28 protein-coding genes are annotated in these 25,844 nt (G+C 74.3%); 15 read left to right on the forward strand and 13 right to left on the reverse strand.

The features are described from left to right. Positions 1-116: 116 nt before the first annotated feature. From ACVGV0_RS18715 to ACVGV0_RS18725, 3 genes are all read right to left on the reverse strand, one after another. A complete protein-coding gene (locus tag ACVGV0_RS18715; RefSeq protein WP_459156994.1) occupies positions 117-1,322 on the reverse strand; it encodes a THUMP-like domain-containing protein in 1,206 nt (401 codons plus the stop codon). Between the two features lie 24 nt (positions 1,323-1,346). Then, positions 1,347-2,129: an enoyl-CoA hydratase/isomerase family protein gene (locus ACVGV0_RS18720; RefSeq protein ID WP_459156995.1), complete on the reverse strand. Its 783-nt coding sequence runs from the start codon at positions 2,127-2,129 to the stop codon at positions 1,347-1,349. Between the two features lie 309 nt (positions 2,130-2,438). After that, positions 2,439-3,203 carry an ABC transporter ATP-binding protein gene (locus tag ACVGV0_RS18725; protein WP_459160058.1) on the reverse strand — a complete coding sequence of 255 codons (765 nt, stop codon included), beginning with the start codon at positions 3,201-3,203 and terminating at the stop codon, positions 2,439-2,441. A 268-nt stretch (positions 3,204-3,471) separates the two neighbouring features. On the opposite strand from ACVGV0_RS18725, the gene ACVGV0_RS18730 reads away from it, so the two are divergent. Next, complete coding sequence (locus ACVGV0_RS18730; protein ID WP_459156996.1) at positions 3,472-4,590, forward strand: hypothetical protein; 1,119 nt, start codon at positions 3,472-3,474, stop codon at positions 4,588-4,590. A 42-nt stretch (positions 4,591-4,632) separates the two neighbouring features. On the opposite strand, the gene glgP is transcribed toward ACVGV0_RS18730, so the two are convergent. Continuing rightward, positions 4,633-7,182: an alpha-glucan family phosphorylase gene (glgP, locus tag ACVGV0_RS18735; protein ID WP_459156997.1), complete on the reverse strand. Its 2,550-nt coding sequence runs from the start codon at positions 7,180-7,182 to the stop codon at positions 4,633-4,635. A 92-nt stretch (positions 7,183-7,274) separates the two neighbouring features. Here glgP and ACVGV0_RS18740 point away from each other — a divergent pair, with 92 nt between their 5' ends. Together ACVGV0_RS18740 and ACVGV0_RS18745 are read left to right on the forward strand one after the other, a co-directional pair. After that, complete coding sequence (locus tag ACVGV0_RS18740) at positions 7,275-8,567, forward strand: neutral zinc metallopeptidase (protein ID WP_459156998.1); 1,293 nt, start codon at positions 7,275-7,277, stop codon at positions 8,565-8,567. Between the two features lie 120 nt (positions 8,568-8,687). Continuing rightward, positions 8,688-10,205, forward strand: coding sequence for a neutral zinc metallopeptidase (locus ACVGV0_RS18745; protein ID WP_459156999.1), 1,518 nt, complete (start codon positions 8,688-8,690; stop codon positions 10,203-10,205). 111 nt (positions 10,206-10,316) lie between these two features. On the opposite strand, the gene ACVGV0_RS18750 is transcribed toward ACVGV0_RS18745, so the two are convergent. Then, the gene (locus tag ACVGV0_RS18750; RefSeq protein ID WP_459160059.1) at positions 10,317-11,237 is read right to left on the reverse strand and encodes a tetratricopeptide repeat protein; all 921 of its coding nucleotides are present in this window, start codon (positions 11,235-11,237) and stop codon (positions 10,317-10,319) included. 368 nt (positions 11,238-11,605) lie between these two features. Here ACVGV0_RS18750 and ACVGV0_RS18755 point away from each other — a divergent pair, with 368 nt between their 5' ends. Further along, positions 11,606-11,866, forward strand: a complete 261-nt coding sequence (locus tag ACVGV0_RS18755) for a hypothetical protein (protein WP_459157000.1) — start codon at positions 11,606-11,608, stop codon at positions 11,864-11,866. Positions 11,867-12,044: 178 nt separating this feature from the next. Here ACVGV0_RS18755 and ACVGV0_RS18760 read toward each other — a convergent pair whose 3' ends face one another. After that, a complete protein-coding gene (locus tag ACVGV0_RS18760) occupies positions 12,045-12,350 on the reverse strand; it encodes an MTH1187 family thiamine-binding protein (protein ID WP_459157001.1) in 306 nt (101 codons plus the stop codon). 108 nt (positions 12,351-12,458) lie between these two features. Between ACVGV0_RS18760 and ACVGV0_RS18765 the strand changes: the two genes are divergently transcribed. The 6 genes from ACVGV0_RS18765 (at position 12,459) to ACVGV0_RS18790 (ending at position 15,629) form a co-directional block, all read left to right on the forward strand. After that, positions 12,459-12,959 carry a MarR family winged helix-turn-helix transcriptional regulator gene (locus ACVGV0_RS18765; protein WP_459157002.1) on the forward strand — a complete coding sequence of 167 codons (501 nt, stop codon included), beginning with the start codon at positions 12,459-12,461 and terminating at the stop codon, positions 12,957-12,959. 52 nt (positions 12,960-13,011) lie between these two features. Continuing rightward, complete coding sequence (gene cutA, locus ACVGV0_RS18770; protein ID WP_459157003.1) at positions 13,012-13,326, forward strand: divalent-cation tolerance protein CutA; 315 nt, start codon at positions 13,012-13,014, stop codon at positions 13,324-13,326. A 185-nt stretch (positions 13,327-13,511) separates the two neighbouring features. Then, complete coding sequence (locus ACVGV0_RS18775; protein WP_459157004.1) at positions 13,512-13,871, forward strand: DUF3817 domain-containing protein; 360 nt, start codon at positions 13,512-13,514, stop codon at positions 13,869-13,871. Positions 13,872-13,958: 87 nt separating this feature from the next. Beyond that, positions 13,959-14,156 carry a hypothetical protein gene (locus ACVGV0_RS18780; protein ID WP_459157005.1) on the forward strand — a complete coding sequence of 66 codons (198 nt, stop codon included), beginning with the start codon at positions 13,959-13,961 and terminating at the stop codon, positions 14,154-14,156. Between the two features lie 200 nt (positions 14,157-14,356). Then, positions 14,357-14,770 carry a TipAS antibiotic-recognition domain-containing protein gene (locus ACVGV0_RS18785; RefSeq protein ID WP_459157006.1) on the forward strand — a complete coding sequence of 138 codons (414 nt, stop codon included), beginning with the start codon at positions 14,357-14,359 and terminating at the stop codon, positions 14,768-14,770. Between the two features lie 67 nt (positions 14,771-14,837). Then, on the forward strand, positions 14,838-15,629 hold the full coding sequence (locus ACVGV0_RS18790) for an alpha/beta fold hydrolase (RefSeq protein WP_459157007.1): 792 nt from the start codon (positions 14,838-14,840) through the stop codon (positions 15,627-15,629). 42 nt (positions 15,630-15,671) lie between these two features. On the opposite strand, the gene ACVGV0_RS18795 is transcribed toward ACVGV0_RS18790, so the two are convergent. Continuing rightward, entirely contained in the window at positions 15,672-17,333 is a 1,662-nt protein-coding gene (locus ACVGV0_RS18795) for a M protein (protein ID WP_459157008.1), read from the reverse strand. A 262-nt stretch (positions 17,334-17,595) separates the two neighbouring features. On the opposite strand from ACVGV0_RS18795, the gene ACVGV0_RS18800 reads away from it, so the two are divergent. Further along, positions 17,596-17,979, forward strand: coding sequence for an SPW repeat protein (locus tag ACVGV0_RS18800; RefSeq protein ID WP_459157009.1), 384 nt, complete (start codon positions 17,596-17,598; stop codon positions 17,977-17,979). Positions 17,980-18,255: 276 nt separating this feature from the next. On the opposite strand, the gene mce is transcribed toward ACVGV0_RS18800, so the two are convergent. Further along, the gene (gene mce / locus ACVGV0_RS18805; RefSeq protein WP_459157010.1) at positions 18,256-18,711 is read right to left on the reverse strand and encodes a methylmalonyl-CoA epimerase; all 456 of its coding nucleotides are present in this window, start codon (positions 18,709-18,711) and stop codon (positions 18,256-18,258) included. Between the two features lie 276 nt (positions 18,712-18,987). On the opposite strand from mce, the gene ACVGV0_RS18810 reads away from it, so the two are divergent. From ACVGV0_RS18810 to ACVGV0_RS18825, 4 genes are all read left to right on the forward strand, one after another. Continuing rightward, positions 18,988-20,169 carry an acetyl-CoA C-acetyltransferase gene (locus ACVGV0_RS18810; RefSeq protein ID WP_459157011.1) on the forward strand — a complete coding sequence of 394 codons (1,182 nt, stop codon included), beginning with the start codon at positions 18,988-18,990 and terminating at the stop codon, positions 20,167-20,169. A gap of 104 nt (positions 20,170-20,273) precedes the next feature. Beyond that, complete coding sequence (locus tag ACVGV0_RS18815) at positions 20,274-21,035, forward strand: hypothetical protein (RefSeq protein WP_459157012.1); 762 nt, start codon at positions 20,274-20,276, stop codon at positions 21,033-21,035. A gap of 228 nt (positions 21,036-21,263) precedes the next feature. Beyond that, positions 21,264-21,494, forward strand: coding sequence for a hypothetical protein (locus tag ACVGV0_RS18820; RefSeq protein ID WP_459157013.1), 231 nt, complete (start codon positions 21,264-21,266; stop codon positions 21,492-21,494). Further along, positions 21,484-21,801, forward strand: a complete 318-nt coding sequence (locus tag ACVGV0_RS18825) for a type II toxin-antitoxin system PemK/MazF family toxin (RefSeq protein ID WP_459157014.1) — start codon at positions 21,484-21,486, stop codon at positions 21,799-21,801. The genes ACVGV0_RS18820 and ACVGV0_RS18825 overlap by 11 nt, the downstream gene beginning before the upstream one ends. Before the next feature lie 118 nt (positions 21,802-21,919). Here the strand turns inward: ACVGV0_RS18825 and ACVGV0_RS18830 are convergent, their stop codons facing one another. From ACVGV0_RS18830 to dhaL, 5 genes are all read right to left on the reverse strand, one after another. Further along, positions 21,920-23,281 (reverse strand): DNA polymerase IV, encoded by a 1,362-nt coding sequence (locus ACVGV0_RS18830; RefSeq protein ID WP_459157015.1) that lies wholly within the window; start codon positions 23,279-23,281, stop codon positions 21,920-21,922. A gap of 23 nt (positions 23,282-23,304) precedes the next feature. Further along, a complete protein-coding gene (locus ACVGV0_RS18835; RefSeq protein WP_459157016.1) occupies positions 23,305-24,078 on the reverse strand; it encodes an alpha/beta hydrolase in 774 nt (257 codons plus the stop codon). 76 nt (positions 24,079-24,154) lie between these two features. Then, on the reverse strand, positions 24,155-24,448 hold the full coding sequence (locus ACVGV0_RS18840; protein ID WP_459157017.1) for a hypothetical protein: 294 nt from the start codon (positions 24,446-24,448) through the stop codon (positions 24,155-24,157). A gap of 48 nt (positions 24,449-24,496) precedes the next feature. Further along, positions 24,497-25,192: a dihydroxyacetone kinase phosphoryl donor subunit DhaM gene (dhaM, locus tag ACVGV0_RS18845; protein ID WP_459157018.1), complete on the reverse strand. Its 696-nt coding sequence runs from the start codon at positions 25,190-25,192 to the stop codon at positions 24,497-24,499. Beyond that, positions 25,189-25,827 carry a dihydroxyacetone kinase subunit DhaL gene (dhaL, locus tag ACVGV0_RS18850; RefSeq protein WP_459157019.1) on the reverse strand — a complete coding sequence of 213 codons (639 nt, stop codon included), beginning with the start codon at positions 25,825-25,827 and terminating at the stop codon, positions 25,189-25,191. The genes dhaM and dhaL overlap by 4 nt, the downstream gene beginning before the upstream one ends. Between the last annotated feature and the right edge of the window lie 17 nt (positions 25,828-25,844).

A 25,844-nucleotide genomic window follows, 5' to 3' on the forward strand; every position in this document is an offset into this window, starting at 1 on the left:
CGCCACAGTCCGCGGCGACCACGGCCCGCGGACCTGCCTGGCGGCAGCGCCGCAGGTGCTCGGGCACTCCTCCGCCCCAGCCGCCGAGCACCCGCGCGCCGCTCGCGGCGCAGCTCTCACGTCCACTCGGCCCGGCAGACGTAGGCCGTGGCGGCGTCCCCGATGCGCGCGAGCACCACCGTCGCGGGGCGATCGCCCCGCGGTTTCAAGCGTTTTCGCAGCGCGTCGGGGTCCACGTCCACCCCGCGCACGAGGATCTCCAAGCTGCCCACCCCGTGCTCGCGCAACGCGGAGCGCAGGCTCTTCTCCCGGTACGGGCCGTGGTCGAGCACGCGGAACGCGCGCGTGCCCCGGGCGGGGGCGTCGCCGGTGAGGAAGGCGATCCGCGGATCCAACTGGCCCATCCCCGCGCGTGCGGCGTACTGGCGGACCAGTCCGGCGCGCACCACGGCCGGATCGGGCTCGACGATCCACTCGCCCACCTCGCGCACCGGGCAGTCGTCGTCCTCGGCGTCGGTGACCTCCCAGTCCGCACCGGTGCCCGCGGCGGTCTTCGGCGCGAGCACGCTCGCGCGGCGGCGCACACCGGTCTCGGCCGCACCGCCCAGCCACACGGTCGCTTCGCGCGCCTGACCGCGCCAGGAGACGACCTCGATCTCCGCCGTTCCCGGCACGGCGGCGAAATCCATGCCGGGCGACGCCTTGACGACCAGGTCACGTCCCGCACAAGCGGACAGCAGCTCGTCCAGCGGTGGTTGCAGCGCGGCCGGGTCCCAGGTGCGCCTCCCGGCGCCGTCCCGGCGCCCCGGATCGGCGAGGACCGTGGTGCCGGTGCTGACCGGGCGCAGCGCGTCGGCGCGGACGAGGCCGGCGGTGGCACCGCGCCCGGCCGGGTCGTGCGCGGCCAGGTTGTGCGCGGCCATGGCCAACCGCACCGGGTCGAGGTCGGAGCCGAGGCAGCGCCGCGCCGCGGCCGCCACCTCCACCAGGTCGGCGCCGACCGAGCAGGTCACGTCGTGCACGTCCCGCCCGGCCAGCCGCCGGGCGCGGTGCCGCGCCACCGCGCTCGGCGTGGCCTGCTGCAGCGCGGCGTCGGTGAGCAGCCAGCGCTGCGGGTGGTCGAGCTTGTCGGCGGCGCGGCGCCGCAGCACGGCCGTTTCCAGCGCCGCCCCGGCGTGTTCGCCGGCCAGCTGCCGCGCGGCGGCCACGTCGTCCATGCGGGAGGCGGCGGTCAGCGGGCGGGCGTCGAGTCCGGCGACGGCACGCCGCCCCTCGGCGGTGCGCAGGTAGTGCACATCGCTCAGGTCGAACTCGTACGCCACTGCCCGCTCACCCGCACGTTCTCGTCACCGCCCGCGGAACTCGGCCTTGCCCGGACCGTGCTCCAGGAACGAGCGCATCCCGATGCCCTGGTCCTCGGTCGCGAACGTCCCGGCGAACAACTGCGTTTCCAGTCGCAGGCCGTTGTCCAGGTCGACGTCGAGGCCCCCGTCGACGGCCTGCTTCGCCGCGGCCAACGCGCGCGCGGGCCCGTTGCCGAACTGCCCGGCCCACGCGTGCGCGGTGCTGTGCACCTCCCCGGAGGGGACCAGCTGGTCCACCACGCCCAGCGACAGCGCCTCGTCCGCCCCGACGAAGCGTCCAGTGTAGATGATGTCCTTGGCCTTGCTCGGTCCGATCAGCCGCGCGAGGCGCTGCGTCCCCCCGGCGCCGGGGATCACCCCGAGCAGGATCTCGGGCTGTCCGACTTGGACGTCGTCGGCCGCGACGCGGCGGTCGCAGGCCAGCGCCAGTTCGAGACCGCCGCCCAGGGCGTAGCCGGTCAGCGCGGCCACCGTCGGCTTCGGGATCCGCGCCACGGCCGCGACCGCGCGCGAGAGGCCGGAGGTCTCCTTCTCCGCCATGTCCGCGTAGGACATGTCGGCCATCTCCTTGATGTCGGCGCCGGCGGCGAACACCTTCTCCCCGCCGTAGACGACGACCGAGCGCACGTCCGCGCGCTCGGCGGCTTCCTCCGCGGCCTCGCGGAGTTCCCCTTCGATCTGCCGGTTCAGCGCGTTCATCGGGGGGCGGTTCAGGCGCAGCGTCGCGACCGCGCCCTCCACCTCGAGGTTGACGAGCTCGCCCACGGGGTTTCCTCCTCGTCGCCGTGACACAGTTCCGGCGGAACGCTACCGCGCGAGCCGCGCCTCCGGGAGGCCTCGCGCGGTCGGCGCTCCCGTCCTCCGCCCCGGCTCCAGCGAAGGGAGTCGTTCTGACGTGACGTGCCGAATACCACCTGCGTCACCGGCCCACCCGCGGTTTCTCCTGGGCAGATCTCGCGAGGAAGGCGAGGCAGAGCGCCTGTTCCGCTGCCCGGGGAGGGTGGTCTGGGCAGCTGGGAGTGCAGGGGGTTCCGCCGAACGACCCGAGCAGAACCGCACGCAGGAGAACGCCGCTCACCGGCGCCAGGCGAAGAACCGGTCCCCGGCGCGCTGCAGCCGCAGGTCCTGGTCGAAGGCCTTCGAGAGGTTGTCCTCGGTGAGCACGTCGTCGAGCAGGCCCTGGGCGACGACGCCGCCCTCGCGCAGCAGCAGGGCGTGCGTGAAACCGGGCGGGATCTCCTCGACGTGGTGCGTGACCAGCACCGAGGCGGGGGCGTCCGGGTCCTGGGCGAGCGCGCTCAACCGGGCCACGAGGTCCTCGCGGCCGCCGAGGTCGAGCCCGGCCGTCGGCTCGTCGAGCAGCAGCACCTCCGGGTCGGTCATCAGCGCCCGCGCGATGCTGGCGCGCTTGCGCTCCCCCTCCGAGAGGGTGCCGAAGGTGCGCTCGGCCAGGTGCCCGATGCCGAGCATCTCCAGCAGTTCGCGGGCGCGTCCGGTGTCGACGTCCTCGTACTCCTCGCGCCAGCGCCCGATCACCGCGTAGCCGGCGCTCTGCACCACGTCGCGCACCACCTCGTCGGTGGGGATGCGCCCCGCCAGCGCGGCCGAGGACAGGCCGATGCGCGGGCGCAGCTCGAAGACGTTGGTGCGACCGAGCCGCTCGTCGAGCAGGTCCACGGTGCCGGTGCTCGGATGCGTCCCGGCGCTGGCCAGGTTCAGCAGCGTGGTCTTGCCGGCGCCGTTCGGACCGAGCACGACCCAGCGCTCGTCCAGTTCCACCGACCAGTTCACGTCCGACAGCAGATCGGCACCACCCCGGCGCACGCCGACGCCGTCCATTCGGATGACCAGGTCGTCCACGTCAACCTCCCCGTGTGCTCGGCCACGCGGCGCCCGTGCCGACGCGTCCTCGGTCTCGGCCGGTGCCCGACCGCCGCCGCATTCCCGCGGGCCATTGTCGCTTCCGGTGCCGGCACGGCGTCCACGGGGCCGCGCCCCCGGAGGCGCCGCCGGCCGTTCGCCGGAACCAGCACACGGCGGCGCGGCGGTCGCGTACCGTCCCCGTTCCGTGCGCCTCCTGCGATTGCGAGCACCACTCCGAGCGGCCGTGCCACTGCTCACAGCGGCCGCGCTGTCCTGCGCTGAGCTCGTGCTGGGCACCGGGGCCGCGGGCGTGGCCACGACGCTGGCCGGTGCGCTGCTCGGCGTGCTCGCCGTTCCGCTCGCCGCGCAGCTCGGCCTGCTGCTCGGCGCCGGGCTGTTCGGGCTGCGCGTGCGGCACGTCGCGATCGGCGCGCGGCGCGCCCTGCTGCGGCGCCGGATCGGACGCACGACGCTGACCGTGCGGGCGCTGCCGGTCTCCGTGGAGTCCGAGATCGGGCCGTGGCGCCCACCGGTCGTCCTGCGCAGCTGGTTGGCGGGGCTGCTGTCGGCGCTGGCCGGTGCTGCCGTGGTGGTCGCGTCCTGGTGGGGCCTCGGCGCGCCGCTCGGACGCGGGTTCGCGGTGGCGGGCGCGGCGATGATGGTGGCGAAGCTCGTCCCGCGGCGCGGTGCCCTCGTCACGTCCACCGGGTGGCTGCTCGTCGGCCTGCCGCGGATGCCCGAGCCCCGGCGTTCCGAGTTCCGCGCCTCCCCGCTGGCGGCTGCGGTGCACGACGCGCTGCAGTCCGGCGAGCTCGACGAGGCGCAGCGGCAGGTGGAACGGCTCGCCGCGGAGCACCCGGACCTCGACACCGCCCTGTGGTGCCGCGTCGCGCTCGCCGAGGCGCGCGGTGAACCGGCCCGGGCCGCGATGCTCCTGCTCGGCCGCCTGTCCGAAGAGGACAAACCGCCGCGGGAGATGTCGCAGCTGCTGGCCGGGCTCGCGGGCGCCGGCGCATCGGCGGTGGAGGCCGGGACGGTCCCGGCCGAGCAGCTGCTGCCGACCGCGCGGGAGGCGCTGCGCGACGCGGTCCGCCTGGGTTACCCGGAGTTGCAGCTGTGCGGCACGCGCGCGGTGTTCGCGCTGCTCGACGGGGACCCCGACGAGGCGGAGCGGCTGGCCCGGATCGGCGCCGAGTTCACGACCTCGCCGCTGACCCGCGCCGACGACTGCGCCACGCTGGCGCGCGCCCGCATGGCGCGGCGCGACCACGCGGCAGCGCGGGAAGCGCTGCGGCTGGCCGAGGAGAGCGCCGCCTGGTGGCCGCGCGTGCGGCGCACCCGCGAACGCCTCGACATCACCTGAGCGAGCGGCGCGGTGCGCATTTCGCGCGACATGCGCACCGCGCTAGGCGAGGACGACCTTGCCGAGCTCGGCGGAGCCGGACAGCAGTTCGTGCTTCGGCAGCACCCGCACCGTGTACCCGGCGGGGCCGGCGTGCGGCAGCGTCACCTCCGCCTCGTAGCGGCCATCCCCGGTGCAGCGCATGGATTCGGTGACGAAGTCGTGCAGCCCGTCCTCGTCGTCGACCCTGCCGACGACGACCTCGACGTCCACGTCGGAGGGCTCGAGCCCCGCGAGGTCCACCTGGGCGCGCACGGTCACCTGGCCGCCGAGCAGGGGCGCTTCGCCGTCGGCGAGGATCATCTCGGTGTCGCGCACCCGCACGGACTCCCAGGAGCGGGCGAGCTTCGCGCGGTACTCCGCGAGCTCCTTCGCCCCGCGGTAGCCGTCGGCCGACATCGCGCGCACGGAGCGGATCGCCGGCCCGTAGTGGTGGTCGACGTACTCGCGCACCATCCGGGAGGACTGCACGCGCGGGCCGAGCGAACCGAGCGTGTGCCGCACCATCGACATCCACTTGCCGGGCACGCCGTCGGAGTTGCGCTCGTAGAACATCGGGGCCACGTGCTCGGAGACGAGTTCGTACAGCGCCTCGGCCTCGAGGTCGTCGCGCCGGTTGGGGTCGGTGACCCCGTCGGCGTTCGGGATGGCCCAGCCGTTGTGCCCGTCGAACATCTCGTCCCACCACCCGTCGCGCACGGACAGGTTGAGCACCCCGTTCAGCGCCGCTTTCATGCCGGAGGTGCCGCAGGCCTCCAGCGGGCGCACGGGGTTGTTCAGCCAGACGTCGCAGCCGGACACGAGGTAGCGGGCCAGCGACATGTCGTAGTCGGGCAGGAACACGATGCGGTGGCGCACGTCGGCCTCGTCGGCGAACCGGGCGATCTTCTGGATCATCGCCTTGCCGCCCTCGTCCGCGGGGTGCGACTTGCCGGCGACGACGACCTGCACCGGGCGCTGCTGATCGAGCAGCAGCCGCCGCAGCCGGTCGGTGTCGCGCAGCATCAGCGTCAGGCGCTTGTACGTCGGCACGCGGCGGGCGAAGCCGATGGTGAGCACGTCCGGGTCGAAGACCGAGTCGCACCAGCCCAGTTCCAGGTGCGAGGCGCCCCGCTCCAGCCACGACTGGCGCAGCCTGCGGCGCACCTCCTCGATCATGCGCTGGCGCAGCGAGCACCGCAGCTCCCACAGCAGCGAGTCGCTGACCGGTTCCACGCCGCGCAGCCCCGCACCGCTGTCCATTTCGGACTCGCCGAGGAGCTTGCCGAGCTCCCGCGCGGACCAGGTCGGACCGTGCACCCCGTTGGTCACCGAGCGGATCGGGATCTCCTCCACGCCGAAGCCCGGCCACAGGCCGTGGAACATCTTCCGCGTGACCTGGCCGTGCAGCTCGGACACGCCGTTGGCGCGCTGGGCCAGCCGCAGGCCCATGTGCGCCATGTTGAACATGCCCTCCTTCTCCTCCGCACCGAGCTGCAGCACGCGGTCGGTGGACACCCCGGGCAGCAGCGGGTCCTCCGCCCGGTCGTCGAAGTAGCGGCGCACCAGCTCCACGGGGAACCGGTCGATGCCCGCGGCGACGGGGGTGTGCGTGGTGAACACGGTCCCCGCGCGCACGGCTGCGACCGCCTCGTCGAACCGGAGCCCCGGGTCGCCGGCGAGCTCCCGGACGCGCTCCAGGCCGAGGAACCCGGCGTGCCCCTCGTTGGTGTGAAACACCTCGGGGTGCGGGTGCCCGGTGGCGGCGCAGTACTCCCGCACGGCGCGCACACCGCCGATGCCCGCGAGGATCTGCTGCCGGATGCGGTGCTCGGCGTCCCCTCCGTAGAGCCGGTCGGTGGTGCCGCGCAGGTCCTCGTCGTTCTCCGGGACGTCGCTGTCCAGCAGCAGCAGCGGGACCCGCCCGACGCTGGCCTTCCACACGCGCGCGTGCAGAACCCGCCCGGCGGGGATGGCCACGCGCACGCGCATCGGCTCGCCGTCCTCGGCGGTCAGCGGCTCCAGCGGCAGCCCGCGCGGGTCGATCACCGGGTAGTGCTCGACCTGCCAGCCCTCCGCCGAGAGGGTCTGCCGGAAGTACCCGGAGCGGTAGAGCAGCCCCACCCCGATCAGCGGCACGCCGAGGTCCGAGGCCGACTTGAGGTGGTCGGCGGCGAGCACGCCGAGCCCGCCGGAGTAGTTCGGCAGCGTCTCGTGCAGGCCGAACTCCATCGAGAAGTAGGCCACCGACCGGGGCAGCGCCGCGCCCTCGTCGAGGCGCTGCTGGTACCAGCGCGGCACCGACAGGTACCGGCGCAGGTCGTCGTCGACCGCGCGGGTGCGCGCGAGGAAGTCCTCGTCGTGCGAGAGCTGGATGAGCCGCTCGGCCGGCACCTCCGCCAGCAGCCGCAGCGGGTCGCCGCCCACCTCGTTCCACACCCGCGGGTCGACCGCGGCGAACAGGTCCTGCGTGGGCGGGTGCCAGGTCCAGCGGAAGTTCGTCGCCAACGTGCGCAGGGCGCGCAGCGCCTCGGGCAGGTGGGCGCGCACGGTGAATCGGTGGACTGCTCTCACGCGAGGGGACCATATCTCGTCCCCGCGAGCTCGGAAGCCCCGTCCGCGAGGCCGCGCACGCGCCCGCCCGGCGCCTCTGAGAAGCTGCCCGGGTGCGCGGACTGCTGGTGCTGCTGACGGTGCTCGGGCTGCTGAGCGCGTGCGCCCGGGGCCCGCAACCGGACTCGATGGTCACCGATCCGGTCGACCCGGGTTTCGTGCGCAGCGGGCCCGGCGAGGCCGGGGACACCGATGCGCTGGCGGCCACGGTCGCGGCCGAGGCCCAGCGGTACTGGTCGCAGCGGTTCGGCGAGGTCCACGGCGGACCGTGGCGCGACCTGCGCGGTTTCCACGCGGTCACCACCACCGGCAGCGGCCAGCAGCCCCCGCCGTGCGCCGGGGACCTGGGCCAGGTGGAGGGCAACGCCTACTACTGCGCCGATGCCGACACGGTGGTGTGGGACCGCTCGGCGCTGCTGCCGGTGCTGCGCGAGCGCTACGGCGAGGCGGCCGTGGCGGTCGTGCTCGCCCACGAGGTGGGGCACGCGGTGCAGCGGCGCGCGGGCCTGGACCTCGACGGGGCCGACCTGCCGCGCAGCTCGCTGGAGACCATGGCCGACTGCCAGGCCGGGGCGTTCCTGCGGTGGGTGCACGACGGCGGCAGCTCTCGACTGCGCCTCACCGACGAGCAGCTGGACGCCGCGCCGCGCGCGCTGCTGGTGTTCCGCGACTCCACGGGCGCGCAGCCCGCCGAGGAGAACCTGCACGGCGACTCCTTCACCCGGGTCGCGGCGCTGCGCACGGGGTACCGGCAGGGGCCGGACGCCTGCGGCGGTCCGCAACCGCGCGATCTCGGCAGCGGGGAGCGCCCGCCGCGCCCGCTGCGCGAGGTGCTGCGGGCCTCCCGCCTCGCGGAGTTCTTCGGCGAGGTGACCGGCGGGCGGTACCGGGCCGCGCCGCCGCGGCCGCTGTCCGCGGACCGGTCCGACTGCGTCGCCCCCGGCCCCAGCGGCTACTGCACCGAGGCCCCGCACGTGGTGATGCGGCGGCCGATGCTGGAGCGCCTGCACTACGACATCGGCGACCAGGCCGTGGAGACCGTGCTCGCCGCCCGCTACGCGCGGGGCGCGCTGCGGGCCGCCGAGCCGGGGGCGAAGTCCGGCCCGGCGGCGGACGCGCCGGGACCGGCCTCCCCCACCCGGCCGGAGATGTGCCTGACCGGTGCGTACACCGCTGGCCTGGCCGAGCGCGGCGAGCTCACCCGCTCGGACGCCGACGAGGCGGTCGAGGCGGTGCTCGACGCGGAGGTGTTCGGCCGCGCGCAGCAGGGGGGAGGGCTCACCGCCTCCGCGCGTTTCGACGCCTTCCGCGCCGGCGTGCGCGGCGGGGAGTCCGCGTGCCGCTGAGGTCCTGCTCCCCGCCCCCGCACCGGCTCGCCGATCTCGCGCAACGCCCCTGATCCGAACCGTTAGGCTTTCCCCGGTCCGCGCACGCGCGGGCACACGACCGCTGCGGCACTTGTGGGGATGACGCCAGTGTTGGGGTTGCCACGTTCACGTCCGGCCGGACCGGACCGGAGCGGACCGGCGCGCGCCGGCAGGCCGGGACCGCGGCGGCTGCTGAGCGCCGTCGGCGCCGCGCTCACCTGCGTCACGCTGGCCGGGTGCGCGCCGCCGATCAGCGGAGTCCCCACCGTGTCCGGCGGCGACCCGAGCGCGGAGGTGGCGGGCTTGCCCGCGGTCGACGGCCCGAGCGGTACCCGCGCGGAGGCCCCCGAGCCGACGGTGCCGGTGCGCGGCGCGGACGGGAGACCGGCGGACCGCCTGGCCGCGCGGGCCGTGGAGGACGTGCAGGAGTACTGGGCCGAGCAGTTCCCCGAGACGTTCGACGGGGCGGGGTTCACCCCCATGCGCGGGTTCGTCTCCTTCGACGCGACCGGGCGCGGCGTCCCGTTCTGCGGCAAGCACATGCGCACCCCCAACGCCTTCTACTGCGCCGCCGAGGACCGCATCGCCTGGGACCGCGGTGAACTGCTGCCCGGGTTGCGCAACAGCTTCGGACCGATGGGCGTGGTGGCCGTGCTCGCGCACGAGACCGGGCACGCGGTGCAGCGGCGCGCGGGCACGACCGAACGCGGCACCCCGATGATCGTGCGGGAGCAGCAGGCCGACTGCTTCACCGGTTCGTACTTCCGCTGGGTCGCCGAGGGGGACTCCCGCCGCTTCCGGATGTCCACGGGGGACGGCCTCAACCAGGTGCTCGGGGTGCTGAACTACATCCGCGACGCCCCGGGGCAGCGGAACTTCACCGACGGGCGGGCGCACGGCAGCGCGTTCGACCGCATCACGGCTTTCCAGCAGGGCTTCACCGGCGGGCCCGAGCGGTGCACCGCGATGGACGAGCGGAGCGTCCGCGAGCGCACCACGCAGTTCGCGAACTGGAAGGACGGCCAGGACGAGGACCTGCCGGTCGACCGCAGGTCCCTGCAGCGCGTCTGGGACAGCCTGCAGGCGGTCTTCCACGACACGGCCGCCCGCCCGCCGCAGCTGACCACGGACCTGGCCGAGTGCGCCCCGGCCACCTCCGACGCAGCCGCCGCGTACTGCCCGGGTGACGACGTCGTCGCGGTGGACCTCGAGCGCCTCGGCGCGCTCGCCCAGCAGCCCGACGGGAACGCCGGGACCGCCGGCTACGGCGATTTCGCCGCCTACGCCCAGGTGGCCTCCCGGTACGCGCTGTCCGTGCAGCAGGCCGCCGGGATGCCGGTGCGCGGCGAGCGGGCCGGGCTGCGCACGGCCTGCTTCGTGGGCGGCTGGAGCGGTCTGCTCATGGAGGACCCGATCGGGCAGCGCAACCCGGTCGGACGGCTGCGCGTGGCTCCCGGTGACATCGACGAGGGCGTGGCGGCGCTGCTCAGCCGCGACGGCCTGATCGCCGCGGACGCCGACGGGGAGCAGGCCACGGCGGGTTTCGCCCGCGTGGAGGCCTTCCGCACCGGTTTCCAGGGCGGGTTCAGCGCCTGCGGCGCCAAGTACCGCGCCTGAGGGGGCCACCGCGCGGAAGCGGCCCGGTGCGCGAGGCGCACCGGGCCGCGGGAACCGCCGGGCCGCCCGTGCTCGGGTCGGCGCGCGGCTTCAGAGCAGAGCGCTGGCCAGTCAGAACAGCGCGCTGGCCAGCGAGCGCCGCGCCTTGAGCACCCGCTCGTCGGACTCCGGGAACAGGTCGAACATCTCCAGCAGGTACCGGCGCACCCGGTCCCGCTCGTCGCCCGAGGTGCGGCGCACGGTGCCGATCAGCCGGTCGAAGCCCTCGGGGACCTTGCCCGCGGCGAGCTCGGCGTCGGCCGCGGACAGCTGGAGGTCCACGTCGTCCGGGGAGGCGTCCGCGCGTTCGATGGCGGACGGGTCGGCCGACTCGGCGCGCTCGAGGAACCGCACCTGCGCCAGCGCGGCCTGGGCCTGCTCGTTGTTCGGCTCGGCGTCCAGGATCGCCTGGTAGGCCTGGGCCGCCTGCTGGTAGTCGCCGCGTTCCAGCGCGTCCTCGGCAGCGGTGAAGCGGGTGTCCTCCGCCTCCTCGGCGGCACCGCCGCCCTGCTCGGCCGCGGCGATGCCGGGCAGCTGCTCGCGCAGCTGGTCGAGCAGCTGGTCGATCCACTGGCGCAGCTGCGGCTCGGGCTGGACCCCCTGGAAGGCGTCGACGGGCTGCCCGCCCGCGATCGCGATGACCATGGGGATCGACTGGGCCTGGAAGAGCTGCGCGATGCGCTGGTTCTGGTCCACGTCGATCTTGGCCAGCACCCACGCGCCGCCGTACTCGCCGGCGAGCTTCTCCAGCACGGGCGAGAGCTGCTTGCACGGACCGCACCACTCGGCCCACAGGTCCACGATCACCGGGACCTGCTTGGACCGCTCGACCACCTCGTTCTGGAAGGTGGACTCGGTGACGTCCACGACCGCCGCGCTCGGGCCGCCCTGCCCGCCCGCGGCCTCCCCGCCGCGCGCCTGGGCGCTCCCGGCGGACTCGGCCCTGTTCTTCAGGTTCGACAGATCAACCGCGCCCGCCATGGCGGCGGGCATCCCTGCGTTCTGCTCCGGGCTCGTCACACTCCCATCGTGACACGCCGGCGCCCCGTGTTGGACGCCCGGGCGAGCGCCGATTCCGCCCCGGTCCGACGAGCTCCACCGCAGGCCTGCCGAGCCGCACGGCCGCACCGACGAGCCCCCGCGGTCGGCACGAACAACGCGACACGCCGAGAGCGGCTCGAACAACTCCGGAAGGTGCGATCTCGGCGCACTCGATCAGGTGGCACATGCCGAGCACTCTTCAGTTCCCGCGATCACCCCGACGAAAACAACAACGGATCCGCGAGGGGGCAACTGTCTCCACGCGGCCTGAGACGAGGCCCTCCGCGGCCTCCGGACCCGAACCGATGAGAGGTACAACAGTGCGTATCGCTACTCGTGTTGCCGGTGTCGCCGGCGCCACAGCCCTCGGCGTGATGGCCTTCGGTGCGACCGCGTTCGCCGACAGTGCCGACAACGACGGCGTCGGCCTGCTCAACGACGACAACATCAGCGCGGTTCCGGTCAACCTGTGCAACAACAACGTTGCCGCCGCGATCGGCGTCACCGCGCCGATCCTCTCGCCGCAGACCGCCAGCTGCACCAACGCGCCGGTGGTGGACCACCCCTCGCAGCAGGGCTGACCTGCCGCCCGGGAACCCGGCGGGAAGCCCCGCGCACGGTGGTGCCGGCCCCGCCCCGGCCGCCCGGAGCGGCGGATCGGGGCTCCCGCACCACCGGGTCCGCAGCGGACCGAGCGCTCTCGGGGGCGACCACGGCTGCCGTGGTCGCCCCCGAACCGCGTCCGGCACCCGCGCGCCGTCACTGCTCGTCGAGGTGCTCCTCGACGCGCCGCACCTTCTCCTCCAGCTGACCGGTGTCGTGGCCGCGCCGGATGTCGGCCTTGAGCACGAGGCTCGTCCGCGGTGCCACCGCCGAGACCGCTTCCGTCGCGCGCTTGACGACGTCCATGACCTCCTCCCACTCGCCTTCGATCGTGGTGAACATCGCCGTCGTCTCGTGCGGCAGGCCGGACTCGCGCACGATCCGCACCGCCGCCGCGACGGCCTCGCTGACGCTGTCCGTCTCCCCGGCGCCGCTCGGCGCCACGCTGAACGCGACCAGCATCGTCAGTGCTCCTCTCCTCGTCCGCTCCGCACCGTGGGGTGCGCCTTCCCCAGCTTCGACCACCTCGGCAACCCCCCGCGGTCGTGCGCGCTGCTAGCGTCGACTGTCATGAGCCCGCACCGCCCGCTGCCGTTCGACCCCATCGCCCGCGCGGCCGAGAACTGGGCCGAGCGGATAGGACCGTCCTCGACGATGGCAGCGGTCACCAGCGTGATGCGCGTGCAGCAGATCCTCCAGTCCGCCGTGGACACCGCGCTGCGCCCGCACAACCTGACGTTCGCCCGGTACGAGGCCCTGGTGCTGCTGACCTTCTCCAGCCGGGGGAGCCTGCCGATGCGGGTCATGGGCGATCGGCTGCAGCTGCACCCCACGAGCGTCACCAACATCGTGGACCGGCTGGAGCAGGACGGCCTGGTGCGCCGGCTGCCGCACCCGACGGACCGGCGCACAACCCTGGTCGAGATCACCGAGGAGGGCCAGGACCGGATGAAGCAGGCGACCGAGGCGGTCATCGACATCGACTTCGGGCTGCACGGGCTCGACCAGGAGGAGACCGAGCAGCTCGCCGCGCTGCTGGGCAAGGTCCGGCACTCCAGCGGGGACTTCTGAACGGCCCCGGCGCCGGAACCTGAGCGGTGGGCGCCCCCGATAGGCTGCGGGCATGGCCGATCACCTTCAGGTAGTGACCACCACCGACTCCGAGGAGACCGCGGCGGAGCTCGCGCGCGGCGTCGTGCGGGCCGGTCTGGGCGCGTGCGTGCAGGTCGTCCCGGTGCGCAGCTTCTACGTCTGGGACGGCGAAGCCCAGGACGACCCCGAGTGGCAGCTGCAGGTCAAGACCTCCGCCAAGCGGCTGGACGACCTGGTCGCGCACCTGCGCTCCGAGCACAACTACGACGTGCCGGAGATCATCGCGCTGCCCGTCACCGGTGGCAGCGAGGACTACCTCGCCTGGGTCGACGAGGAGACCGGATGAGCACCCGCGCCGGGTCCGGCAGCACCGGCCGGCCGAGGGGCTGGGAGCTGAGCGCTGGTGACTGAGCGCGGTGCCCGCGCGCTGCGCCGCCACCCGCGGCCCCTCCCGCAGGAGACACCCTGCGCATCTGTGCTCCCGGTCACATGGGCAGACTCGGGTGGGACGACGTGAGGAGGTGGGGTGCCGTGCTGCGCACCTACGGCGGCTGGTTCCGCATCGTGGCGATCGCCGAGGCGTTCTCGTGGCTCGGCCTGCTGGTGTCGATGGCGTTCAAGTACGGCCTGGACATGCCGCAGGGCGTGACCGTGTTCGGTTGGATCCACGGCTTGGTCTTCACCGCCTACGTCCTCTGCTGCCTCGTCGTGTTCAGCCCGCTGCGCTGGAAGTTCAGCGTGCTCGTGCTGGCGTTGATCGCCTCGGTGCCGCCGCTGGCGACCGTGTGGTTCGAACGCTGGGCGATGCGCCGGAGGCTGCTGGAGCGCAGCGACTCGCCCGACCCCACCTTCTGGGGACGCGTCGGCTACGTGCTGCGCACGCTGAACTGAGCGGCCCGCGCAGCGCTCCGGAGGCCCGCGGGACGCACCCGCGCGGCCTCAACGGACACGGCCCTCGTGAACGACTACGGTGGCGGCATGGCCCGACTTGGCGAACTCTTCCCCGGTCGCAAGCTGCAGCACGAGGGCGATCAGGACGGCGCCGGCCGGAAGCACGACCCGGGCGGCCCGCTGGACCTCGACAGCGGTGTGGTCTACCTCGCTCCGCCGGAGCGCGAGGACGCGACTCCGCACGACTCCGGCACGGACACCGCGGCGGAGGACGCCGCCGAGTAGCCCGGATCCCTGCGCACCCGACCCGCGTCCGCGCCGCGCCGGGCCACTGCCCGCAGCAGCGCATCACGGCGAGATCGCGAATTGCTCCATACCGCCCCCGATGGCCGGTTCTCTCAGCTACGGTCCCCGCGGAAGTGACACGATCAGGCGAGATGCGGGGTTCTCCCGGAGCTCGCCGCGGCGGCTGAGGAAGGGCGGCTGTGCAGCCGGACACGGGTATCCAGAACTCCGGACTCGACAACGACGAGGCCACTGAGGACGGCACCGCGCTGCTCGGGCAGCCCGCGCCGTCCGACACCCGCGCCCTCGACCCGGAACAGCGCGCTCTCGCCCAGCGCATCGGCGAGGACTGGAAGCGCATCAGCTCGCGGATCGCCGAGCTGTTCGCCACCGGCGTCGGCGCGAACGACCCGCGGACCCAGCAGACCGTGCACGAGCACTACCGGTGGATCTGCCACTTCTGGGTGCCCGACCGGGAGTCGTACCTGCGGCTGGCCGAGATGTACGTCAACCAGCCGAAGTTCCGCAGGCGCATCGAGCGGAAGAAGCCCCAGGGCATGGCCTCCTACCTGCGGGACGCGATGACGCACTACGCGTGGGCGCAGCTGCGCTGACCGGGCCCCGCACGGCACCGCCACCCGGTGCTCGGCGCGGTCCCGGCCGGTCCGGCACGATGAAGTGATGCACTACGTCGAATCGGGAACGGGCCGACCGCTGGTCCTCCTGCACGCGTTCCCCGTGGACGCCCGGATGTGGAACGGCGCTCGCGCCCGGCTGGAGCATCAGGCGCGCGTGATCACCCCGGACCAGCGCGGGCTGGGTGAGAGCCCGCTGGCCGGTGCGGGTGACCCGGACACCTCAGGGGCCGGACCGAGCCTGGACACCGTGGCCGCCGACGTGCTCGCGCTGCTCGACGACCTCGGGCTGGACCGCGTGGTGCTCGGCGGTTGCTCGATGGGGGGCTACGCGGCGATGGCCGTGCTGCGCGCGGCCCCGGAGCGCGTGCGCGGCCTGCTGCTGGTGGACACCAAGGCCGCCGCCGATGACGAGCAGGCGCGCGCGAACCGGTTGTCCGTCGCCGAGCGGGCGGAGAGCAGCGGTGTCGGCGGCTGGCTCGCGGGGGACTCGCTGCCGAACCTGCTGGGGACGACGACGCACGAAACGCGCTCGGCCGTGGTGGAGCGCGCTCGCGCGATCATCGACTCGCAGTCGGGCGCCGGGGTCGCCTGGGCGCAGCGGGCCATGGCGGCGCGGCCGGACAACACCGAGCTGCTGCGCGCGCACACCGGACCGGTGCTCCTCGTCTCCGGGACCGAGGACGCGCTCATCCCTCCGGACGACACCGCCGCGCTCGCCGAGCAGCTGCCGAACGGCGAGTTCCGCTCGGTCCCCGGCGCGGGGCACCTGTCCCCGCTGGAGGACCCCGACGGGTTCGCCGACGTCGTCGCTCCCTGGTTGCAGCGGCTCGGGTGAGGGCGCGGCTCGGGTGCGGGCACCGCCGGCCGGTCCCCGCGGTCAGTTGGTGTCGGCGATGTCCGCCCGGGTGGCGCTGAACTGCTTCGTCCGCGTCGCGGCGGGCTCGTCCTCGGCGGGCCCGTCGGCGGAGGAGCCGCTCGCGGCGGGCCGCTCGGATCCACCCTCGTCCGCGGCACCGCTGCGGGCCGCGGCCTGGTGCTCCTCCTGCGAGGTGCCCTGCTCGGACTGCCCGGAGCGGCCGGACTGCCCGTTCGACGCGGCGAGGTCCGCCCGCGCGATCCGCTCGGTCGGGGCGTCGATCCCGGGGCCACCCGCGGGCGCGTGCACCGCGGTGTCCTCGGCGTGCCCGGTGTCCTCGACGTGCCCGGTGTCCTCGGCCCCGGCGGCGCTCGCCCCGGCACCCCCGTCCGCACTGGCCGCGTCCGCCTCCGCGCTCCGGGCGGCTTCCGCGGACGTGCCCTCGGAGCGGTCCTCGGCCAGGGCGGCCTCGGCCTGCCGGTGCGCCTGCTCCCGGGCCTCGGCCGCGGCCTGCTGCAGCTGCTCCTCCTCGGTGTCCTCGTCGGAGAGCCGCTCCAACAGCGGCGTGGTCTGGCCGAGCAGATCCGCCACGTCGCGCAGCTTGCCCGCGACGGTGTCGCGCAGCCGGGTCACCGCGTGCACCTGCTCGTCGGCCTTGTCCAGCCGGCGCTGCGCCTCCTCGGAGGTGGCGCGCAGCCGCTCGTTCGCGTCCTCGCGGGCGGTGGTGATGAGCCGGCTGCGCTCGCGGGTGCCGTCGTCGATGAGCCGCGTGGCCTCCTCGGTGGCCTCGCGAACCATGCGGGTGGCCTTCTCGTGCGCTTCGGAGACGATCCGCTCGGCCTCGGCCCTGCTGTCGGCCTCGCGCTTCTCGGCCGCCGCGGTGGACTCGCGCTCGAGCTCCCGGGCCTTCTCGGTGGCCTCGTTGACCATCCGGTTCGACTCGTCGGTGGCCTCCCGCACGCGCCGGTGGGCCTCGTTGGTGCCTTCGCGGAGGCGGCGGTTGGCCTCGTCGTTGGCCTCGCGCACCCGGCGCTCGGCCTCGGCCTTGCTCTCGGCCTCCTGCTCGGCGAGCGCGCGCATCGCCTCGCTGCGCCGGGCGGCCATGGCGATCTCGAAGTCCTCTTCGATCTGCGCGCGCCGCGCCTCGGACTCCTCGTCCGCCCGCCGCCGGTTCTCCTCGGCCTCGCGGGTGATGCGCTCGGCCTCGGCCTTGGCCGCCTCCATGACCGAGCGGTGCTCGGTCTCCATCTCGGTGCGCCGGTTGTCCGTCTCGCTGATCAGCGACTCGTAGCGGTTGCGCAGCTCGGTCGCCTCGGCCTCCGCGCGCTCGCGGGTGGCGGAGGCGTCCTGCTCGGCGCGGGAGCGGATGTCGGCGGCCTCGTCCTGCGCCAGGCGCAGCATGCGCTGCAGCCGCTCGCTGAGCCCCTCCATCGTGGTCGGCGGCTTCCCGAGCCGCTCCACCTGACCGCGCAGGGACTCCACTTCGGAGCGAGCCGCCTCCAACTGCTTGGACAGATCGTTGGCCTGCGACACGGCAGCGTCGCGGTCGGACGTGAGCAGCTTGATCTCCGAGTCCAGCCGCTCCAGGTGCTCGTCCACCTGCGCACGGTCGTACCCGTTCTTCCGCGCCAGGTCGAAACCTGATCCCATCGGCAGCAGATCGCGATCATCGGCAAGGCCCATGCTCTCCAAGCTACCCGCAACGCCCGGTTCGTGTGCGACGTGTGGCGACGGCGGGAGCCAAATTTCCCGAGGTGATCTTGGTCCTGCCCCCGCGGGGGAGGCCGCCCGCATCTCGGCCGATCGGTCGATCGCGTCGAGCGTGCCGCCGGTCCGCACCGGGTGTGGGATGACCTGTGTGAGACGTCCGGGGACCGGGTATCCGCATCCCGGGCACCTCGGACCGAGGTCCGTTCGAGTGCAACGGGGAGCGGGGGTGAAGGACATGACCGGTGCGAACGGCGCGGGGAGCCGGACCGCCCGCGCGCAGCGGTGGGTGCGGTGGCAGGACTGGGTGGCCGTGCTCCTGGGGATCGTCCTCGTGCTGACACCGCTGTGGACGACGACGACGGCGCCGGCCCTCTCCGCCTCGCTCATCCTGGGAATCCTGCTGATCCTGGCCAGCCTGTGGTCCCTGGCCGATCCGCGGTCCATGACCAGCGAGTACGCCCACATCCTGCTCGGGGTGATCCTGTTCGTGGCCCCCTGGCCGCTCGGTTACGCGGCCTTCAGCGGGGTGGCGTGGACGTCCTGGGTGATCGGCGTGCTCACCGTGGCGCTGGGGCTCGCCGCGCTGCCCTCCATCACCTCGGCCCACCAGGGCCGATGAACACGAGCGGGCCGGTGAGCACGACCGAGCGACCGCGAGGGCTGTTTCTCCAGCCAACGACGGTTGCCGCGGGGACAACTGACGAGTCGGTCTGATTCCGGTCCTCGTGTTTTCGGCGCGACGGCGCCGAAGGAGCCACGACGCACCCGAGTCACCGCGGGTTCTCCTGTGCGGCTCTCGTGAGGAGGGCTCGACGTGGCGTAGGTGGCTACTCGAGGTCGAGCACCCGGAGCGAGAGCCGTGCAGGAGGTTCCGCCAAGCGGCCACCTCGCCACATCACTGGGAAAACAGCTCCGCAGCAGGCTGGACCAGCTCGACGAGCACCCCGCCCGCGTCCTTCGGGTGCACGAAGTTCACCCGGCTGCCCGCGGTGCCGCGGCGCGGCTCGTCGTAGAGCATGCGCAGCCCCTCGTCGCGCAGCACCCGCGCCGCCTCGGCGACATCGGTGACCCGGTAGGCCAGCTGCTGCAGTCCCGGGCCGCTGCGGTCGAGGAACTTCGCGATGGTGGAGGTCTCGTCGGCCGGAGCCAGCAGCTGCACCTGCGCGGCGCCGGAGGTGTCCCCCGGGGCGCGCAGCATCGCCTCGTGCACCCGCTGCTCCTCGTTGAGCTCGCGGTGGGCCAGTTCCAGCCCGAACGTGCTCCGGTGGAACTCGATCGCCTCGTCCAGGTCGGGCACCGCGATGCCGACGTGGTCGACCGCCGTGACCAAGCCGCCCAGTTCCTCGCGCATACGAGCATCCTAGAGGACTCCGCTCAGCCACCGCCGCTCGCCGCAGGTGTACCCGTAAACTTCCTCATTTCGACGCTGCAGCGTCGCAGGAACCACTCGGGCAAGCGGGACCACCGGTGGGTTCTCCTGCGCGGCTCTCGCGGGGAAGGCGAGGAACACCGCTCCCTTCCGCCGAACCTGGCCAAGACCGCCCCCGGGCGGCGAGGATGGACGGCGAGCGCGGCGCGCGGCGCCGCGGCAGGACCATCCGACCCGCAACCGACACGGGAGGCAGCAGTGAGCACCTCCGTGATTCTCGCGGGCGCCCGCACTCCGATGGGGCGCCTGCTGGGATCCCTCAAGGACTTCTCCGGCGCGCAGCTCGGCGGCGCCGCCATCCGCTCGGCCCTGGAGCGCGCAGGCGTCTCCCCCGAGCAGGTGCAGTACACGATCATGGGGCAGGTGCTCACCGCAGGGGCCGGGCAGATCCCCGCGCGGCAGGCCGCCGTGGCAGCGGGCATCGGCATGGACGTGCCCGCGCTGACCGTCAACAAGGTGTGCCTGTCCGGCCTGGACTCGATCGCGCTGGCCGACCAGCTCATCCGCGCGGGCGAGTTCGACACGGTCGTCGCGGGGGGCCAGGAGTCGATGACGCAGGCCCCGCACCTCATGCCGAAGTCCCGCGAAGGCGTGAAGTACGGCGAGGCCCAGCTGCTCGACCACATGGCCTACGACGGGCTGTTCTGCGCCTTCGACAACAAGGCGATGGGCGCGGCCACCGACGAGTACAACGAGCGGCACGGCCTCACCCGCGCCGAGCAGGACGCGTTCGCCGCGCGCTCGCACCAGCGCGCGGCCGCCGCGGCGAAGAACGGCCTGTTCGACGCCGAGATCACCCCGGTCGAGGTGCCCAAGCGCAAGGGCGCCACCGAAACGGTCGAGGCGGACGAGGGCATCCGCCCGGAGACGACGGAGGAGAGCTTGGCCAAGCTCCCGCCCGCCTTCGGCGCGGACGGCACGATCACCGCGGGCACGGCCTCGCAGATCTCCGACGGTGCGGCCGCGGTCGTGGTGATGCGCCGCGACCGCGCCGAGGCGCTCGGCCTGCCCTGGATCGCCGAGATCGGCCCGCACGGCGTGGTCGCCGGCCCGGACGCGAGCCTGCACGAGCAGCCGGCCAACGCGATCAGGGCGGCGTGTTCCCGCCAGGGCGGTGCGGACCCGTCCGCGCTCGACCTCGTGGAGATCAACGAGGCCTTCGCCTCCGTCGGCCTGGTCTCCGGCCGGGCGCTCGGACTCGACGAGGAGCGGGTGAACGTCAACGGCGGCGCGATCGCCCTGGGGCACCCGATCGGCATGTCCGGCGCCCGGCTCGTGCTGCACCTGGCGCTCGAGCTGCAGCGCCGCGGCGGGGGCGTCGGCGCGGCCGCGCTCTGCGGGGGCGGCGGCCAGGGCGACGCCCTCGTGCTGCGGGGTTGAGGGAGTCCGCGGATCTCCGGGGAGGCCCTGACTCCTCCCCCGGCCGCCCCGGAGATCCGCCACCGACGGGGGCCGAGCGGCCCGCGAGCACTTACCCTGGCGGCATGAAATGGCTCCGCGGGGGATGGAACCGGGCCGACTGGGTCGAACCGCAACGCACCACGACACCGCAGCAACAGCGGCAGGGCGCCGCGGAGGGGACCCGCCGCTACACCGCCGGGCACGACCAGTCGCCGCCCGCCCCGGCGGCGCAGCCGCCGCGCGCGAGCCTGCTCAGCCCGCAGGCCTGCGACGTGGACGTCAGCTCCAGCTCCTTCCGCCTGCTGCTCGTCGGCGGTGGCACGAGTGGTCTGCTCACCGTGCTGTGCGCGGCCGCCCTCGCCTTCGACGGGCACAGCGCGGGCGTGTGGATCTGGCAGCTCGTCTTCGGCATCGTGTTCGTCTGGTTCGTGATCTCCGCCCGCGGCATGCTCAACAGCCGCGGCTTCCTGCTCGACCACAGCGGCCTGTACGTGCGCACCCGCGGCGAGGTGTTCGGCGTGCCGTGGCAGGAGATCTCCGCCGTGGGCGTGGGCGCGCTGCCGTGGGTGGAGAACCGCCGCCCGGTGCACCCGGAGCGCCGGGTGGCGCTGGAGTTCTACCCGACCGACCCGGGCTTCGCCGAGCGGCACCCGGACTGGGAGAGGTGGCGCGTGGTCGAACCGCCCTCGGTGTCCGGCACGCCGGGGGAGCGCTACCGGTTCCACCTGCCGCCGTTCAGCCGCGTGCCGAAGCAGCTGGAGCGCGCGGTCCGGGGGATCGCCCCGCGCACGTGGATCGGCCAGTACCGCAGGCACCTGCCGCCACCGCCGCCGCAGGAGGAGTGAGCGACCGCGGCCGCGCCGGCCGCCCGCGACGCGACCGACCAGGCGGTGGGGGGCGCCGCGCTCAGCCGTCCTGGAACCGCGATCAGAGCCCATCGGAGCGATACTCCAGGTCGCCGCCCCAGACCCCGCCCGGAGGCGGGCCGTGCCCCGTCGACCGAACTCAGTGAACTGCCTGCGATCACGACAGTCACGCCCACGCGTAGTGCTTTGCGTAGTACATTGTGTTGTATGAATACGCTTACGATCCGCACTGACTCCGAGGTGGAGCACGCACTGGAGTTCCTGACCCAGGAGGGGTATTCCCGTTCGGAGGCAGCCCGGATGGCAATCCTGGAAGCTGAACGGGCGCACCGGCGGGCGCGTCTGCGAGCCGAAGCCGAAGCACTGCGCAACGACCCCGAGGACGTCGCCGCATCGCGGGATCTGGCCGCCGAAATGGACGCTCACCGTGCGTGGTGACCTCTACCGGCTCAAAGCACCCCAGGGCACCCGCGGGCACGAACAAGCCGGTGCTCGTTACGCCGTCATCGTGCAATCCGATGACCTGCCGCTGTCCACGTGGCTCGTGGCCCCCACTTCGACCGGACGACGGGAAGCCTCGTTCCGCCCCGAGATCGAGATCAACGGCACCAAGACCCGCGTGATGGTCGAGCAGTTGCTCGCACTCGACCCGGAGACGCGCCTCGGCGAGTTCGCTGGCCGCTTGGACAGCGCCGAGATGCGCGCCGTCGACATCGCCCTCCAGGCCGTCCTCGGCCTGGACTGACCGCGTGCGGAACCGAGCGCTGCGCAACACGGGGCTCTCCCCTCCGGCAGCACGCCGACCGTTCAGCGAGAACCGATCGACGATCTCGGCGACCGGCCCGGCGGTGGGGGCGCCGAGCTCAGCCGTCGTGGAACCGCGCGAGCGTCTCCGCGTCCCAGCCGAGGCTGGCCACCGGGTCGCCCCGCACGAGTTCCGGCGTGCCCGCGACGAACGTGCGCACCGGCCCGGGACCGGTCGCGGCCGTTTCGAACCGCACCGTGACCCGCCCGTGCCCGGCCCCCTGCACCCACCCGTGGCCGAGTTCCGGGTGGAAGGCGTCGTCGCCGGCGCGCCACCCGCGGCCGGCCTGCGGCGAACCACCGGGGTGCCGCTGCTCGGCGGCACCCTCCTCGGAGGGTTCGGCGGGCCGTTCGTCCTCCTCCCCGCCGAACAGCGGTTCCTGCTCCCAGTGCGCCAGCCCCGTGTAGGCCACGCCCACCAGGCGCACCGGCGTGCCGGGGGGCACCGCGGCGGCGACGAGGCGGCGCGCCGCGCTCATCAGCGCCGCCCGGTCGCTCGTCGCCGTGGCGAGCGTGTCCGAGCGGCTGATCGTGGTGAAGTCCGCGTCGCGGACCTTGACGGTGACCGTCCGCGCCGCGCGCTGCGCCCCCACCAGCCGCCGGTGGGCGGCCTGCGCCATCGCGTCGACCTCGCCGGCCAGCCGCCGCGGGTCGGTGATGTCGACGTCGAACGTGGTCTCCGCCCCCACCTGCTTCGACTCGGCGCGCTCGGCCACCGGGTGCTCGTCCTCGCCGTGCGCGAGCCGGTAGAGCTCGGTGCCGTGCGCCTGCCCCAGCAGGGCGGTGACGTCGTGCGGCTGCATCGCGGCCAGCTCGCCGACCGTGTGCACGCCGATGCGGTGCAGCTTCCCCTCGCTGACCGGGCCGACGCCCCAGAGCTTGCGCACCGGCAGCGCCCACAGCAGTTCCCGCTCCTCGTCGGGCTCCACGACGAGCATCCCGTCCGGCTTCGCCAGCCCGGAGGAGATCTTGGCGAGCTGCTTGCCGCTGCCCGCGCCGACCGACGCCGCCACACCGACCTCCGCGCGGATGCGCCCGCGCAGGTCGCGGGCGAACGCGCGCACCTCCGCGGGCTGCACCCCGCCCAGCCGGACCGGTTCGAGGAAGGCCTCGTCGACCGAGACCTGCTCGACGACGTCGCTGGCGGCGCGCACCTGCCCGAGCACCCGCCTGCTCACCACCTGGTACACGCGGAACCGGGGCGGCAGCACCACGGCCGTCGGGCAGCGGCGCCGCGCCTCCGCCATGGGCATGGCCGAGGCGGCGCCGAACTCGCGCGACTCGTAGCTGGCGCCGGCGACCGTGCCGCGCGGGCCGACCCCGCCGACGAGCACGGGCCGCCCGCGCAGCGTGGGGCGGGTCAGCTGCTCCACGGACGCGAAGAACGCGTCCATGTCCACGTGCAGCACCCATCTGCGCATCCGGCCCGCCCCGCTCACCGCGGTCAGGAGTTCACGATCGTCACCCGGCGCTCCTCGGACGGGCCGTCCCACGAGCGCGGCAGCGGTGTCGGCACCTCCGGTGCGACCGCGCCGACGATCCCGTCCAGCGCGGCCTCCGCCTTGCCCACCCACAGGTGCTTCGTGCCGTCGAAGCCGACGACCTCGGCCTGCGGGATCGCGGCGAACCGGCGGCGCGCTTCCGCCGGCTGCAGGTAGTCGTCGTGCTCGGGGACGAACGCGTGCACCGGTTTCCCGGACCCGGCCCAGGCCCGCAGGTGCTCCTCGGTGCTCCAGCGCAGCGGCGGGGACAGCAGCACAGCACCCCGCACGAGCGGGTCGAGGCCGTGCACCAGGGTCAGGTCGGTGCCGAAGGACCAGCCGAGCAGCCACACGTTCGGCAGGTCCTCGAACTCCGCGTACTCGAGGGCGGCGGCCACGTCGAACTTCTCCCCCGCACCGCCGTCGAAGTCGCCGTCGCTGCGGCCCTGCTCGCTCGCGGTGCCGCGCGTGTTGAACCGCAGCACGGCCACGTCGGCCAGGGCCGGCAGCCGGAACGCGGCCTTGCGGAAGATGTGCGAGTCCATCATCCCGCCGTGCGTCGGCAGCGGGTGCAAGCACACCAGGGTCGCCCGCGGCGGGCGGGACTCCGGCAGCGCCAGTTCGCCGATCAGCCGGAGCTCGTCGGCCGTGTGCAGGGTGATCGGTCGCCGCCGCGCGGGCAGCATCGTGTTCGGCCCGATCCGCGTGCCCGCCGGGGCCTCTTCCTCGGTGCTCATCGGGATCGATCCTGCCACGAGGCCGGGCCGCTCCGGATGCGCGGTCGTCGCCGGCGTGCTCCGCGACACGGGGGCGCTACCGGCGCCGGGGCGGCCCGCCGCGGTGCCAGCAGCCGGTGTGCCAGTGGCGGCGCACCTCCGCCCCGCCGAACTCCGCGTCCGGCCAGGCCACGACGTGCGCCACGCCGGGGCGGATCTCGTGGTCGCAGCCGGGGCAGCGGTACTCCTTCACCGCCTGCGCGGCCGGCACGGTGCGCACCACCCAGTCGCCGTCCGGTCCGCTCTCCACGCGGGACGCGCCGATCCCGCCGAGGGGGAGTTCAGGCGGGCCGCCTCCGCGCGGGCGGCGCACTCGGTTGCGGCGTGGCACGCCCCCACGGTAGCGGGCCGCGGCCGCCACCGGCCGCGCGGTCAGCGGTCATTCGTCGAAGTCGCGCTCGGCGAGCTCCACGATGCGGTCGAGGGCCTGCTGCGCATCGGGACCGTCGGCGCGCAGCCGCACCGTGTCGCCCTTCCGCGCGCCCAGCCCCATGACCTCCAGCACGCTGCCGGCGTTGGCCCGCTGCTGGCCCAGCGCGACGTGCACCTCCGCCTGCAGACCGGTGAGGCAGCGGGCCAGCAGCGCGGCCGGGCGCGCGTGCAGCCCCACCTCGTTGCGCAGCGTGAGCTCGTGCTCCTGCGGTCCCTCCGCCGCGGCCGGCGGCGCCGCGGGGGCCGCCTCGGCGGTGGCGGTCTCGTCGGCCCGCTCGTGCGCGGCGGACCGGGCCGCCTGCGCCACGTCGCCCAGGGCTGCCCCGCCCTGGGCGGACACGGCGGCGGCCACGGCCCCCTCCACCACGGGGGCGTCGACGAGCACGGCCTGCTGCTCGCGCGTCTCGACGGCCAGCTCGGCCACCATGCGCGCGCTGCCCAGGTCGTACAGCAGCACGACGCCGGCCCCGTCCTCGGCCTGGTCGACGGCGGTGTTCACCGCGTCGAAGTCGGTGCCGAGGTTGCCGTCCGGCCCGCCGCCGGCCGGGACGGCGGCCACGTCCGGGGCCATCTGCCCCGCCAGGTCGACGACGCCGCGGGCCAGCCGGGCGCTGTGGGAGACGATCACCAGTCCAACGGTCATGAGCGCTTCCTCGCTGTTTCGGCCATCGCGTGCAGCAGCAGCGCGGTGGAGCGCGCCCCCGGGTCGAGGTGGCCGGCGCTGCGGTCGCCGAGGTAGGAGGCGCGGCCCTTGCGGGCGATCATGGGTTCGGTCCGCTCGGCGCCGAGCTGCGCCGCCTCCGCGGCGGTGGCGAGCACGTCGGCGGGCCCCGAGCCGAGCTCGGCGGCTTCCCGGGCCGCGCGGGCGGCGGGGGTCAGCGCGTCGATCATCGTCTTGTCCTCGACCTCCGCCTTGCCGCGGGCGGCGACGCCGTCGACGGCGGCCTGCAGCGCCGCGGCGACGTCCTGCCCGTCGAGCTCCGCGGCCTCGCCCGCGGACGTGGCCGCGCGCAGCAGCGCCGTGCCGTACAGCGGGCCGGAGGCACCGCCGACGGTGGAGATCAGCACCGTGGCGCCGAGCTTCAGCACGGCGGCAGGCGTCTCCGGCGAACTCGTGTCCAGTTTGGACGCCACGGCGCGGAACCCGCGGTCGAGGTTCTCGCCGTGGTCGGCATCGCCGATGTGCCGGTCGAGCTCGATCAGCTCCTCGCGGTGCTCGCTCATCGCCGTGGCAGCCGCGTGCAGCGCCGCGGCGACGTCACGGGCCGAACAACCCATCGTTCCCACCTTCCGAA

The sequence above is a fragment of the Salinifilum ghardaiensis genome, from assembly GCF_054491345.1.

Bases quoted from the DNA above. Each gene is read 5' to 3' on its own strand.
- cutA (WP_459157003.1), top strand. From the start codon at position 13,012: ATGGCCGATCACCTTCAGGTAGTGACCACCACCGACTCCGAGGAGACC.
- ACVGV0_RS18780 (WP_459157005.1), top strand. From the start codon at position 13,959: ATGGCCCGACTTGGCGAACTCTTCCCCGGTCGCAAGCTGCAGCACGAG.
- ACVGV0_RS18745 (WP_459156999.1), top strand. From the start codon at position 8,688: ATGACGCCAGTGTTGGGGTTGCCACGTTCACGTCCGGCCGGACCGGAC.
- ACVGV0_RS18795 (WP_459157008.1), bottom strand. From the start codon at position 17,333: ATGGGCCTTGCCGATGATCGCGATCTGCTGCCGATGGGATCAGGTTTC.
- ACVGV0_RS18820 (WP_459157013.1), top strand. From the start codon at position 21,264: ATGAATACGCTTACGATCCGCACTGACTCCGAGGTGGAGCACGCACTG.
- dhaL (WP_459157019.1), bottom strand. From the start codon at position 25,827: ATGGGTTGTTCGGCCCGTGACGTCGCCGCGGCGCTGCACGCGGCTGCC.
- ACVGV0_RS18790 (WP_459157007.1), top strand. From the start codon at position 14,838: ATGCACTACGTCGAATCGGGAACGGGCCGACCGCTGGTCCTCCTGCAC.
- ACVGV0_RS18830 (WP_459157015.1), bottom strand. From the start codon at position 23,281: ATGCGCAGATGGGTGCTGCACGTGGACATGGACGCGTTCTTCGCGTCC.
- ACVGV0_RS18750 (WP_459160059.1), bottom strand. From the start codon at position 11,237: ATGCCCGCCGCCATGGCGGGCGCGGTTGATCTGTCGAACCTGAAGAAC.
- ACVGV0_RS18725 (WP_459160058.1), bottom strand. From the start codon at position 3,203: ATGGACGGCGTCGGCGTGCGCCGGGGTGGTGCCGATCTGCTGTCGGAC.
- dhaM (WP_459157018.1), bottom strand. From the start codon at position 25,192: ATGACCGTTGGACTGGTGATCGTCTCCCACAGCGCCCGGCTGGCCCGC.
- ACVGV0_RS18835 (WP_459157016.1), bottom strand. From the start codon at position 24,078: ATGAGCACCGAGGAAGAGGCCCCGGCGGGCACGCGGATCGGGCCGAAC.
- ACVGV0_RS18760 (WP_459157001.1), bottom strand. From the start codon at position 12,350: ATGCTGGTCGCGTTCAGCGTGGCGCCGAGCGGCGCCGGGGAGACGGAC.
- ACVGV0_RS18765 (WP_459157002.1), top strand. From the start codon at position 12,459: ATGAGCCCGCACCGCCCGCTGCCGTTCGACCCCATCGCCCGCGCGGCC.
- ACVGV0_RS18815 (WP_459157012.1), top strand. From the start codon at position 20,274: ATGAAATGGCTCCGCGGGGGATGGAACCGGGCCGACTGGGTCGAACCG.
- ACVGV0_RS18800 (WP_459157009.1), top strand. From the start codon at position 17,596: ATGACCGGTGCGAACGGCGCGGGGAGCCGGACCGCCCGCGCGCAGCGG.
- mce (WP_459157010.1), bottom strand. From the start codon at position 18,711: ATGCGCGAGGAACTGGGCGGCTTGGTCACGGCGGTCGACCACGTCGGC.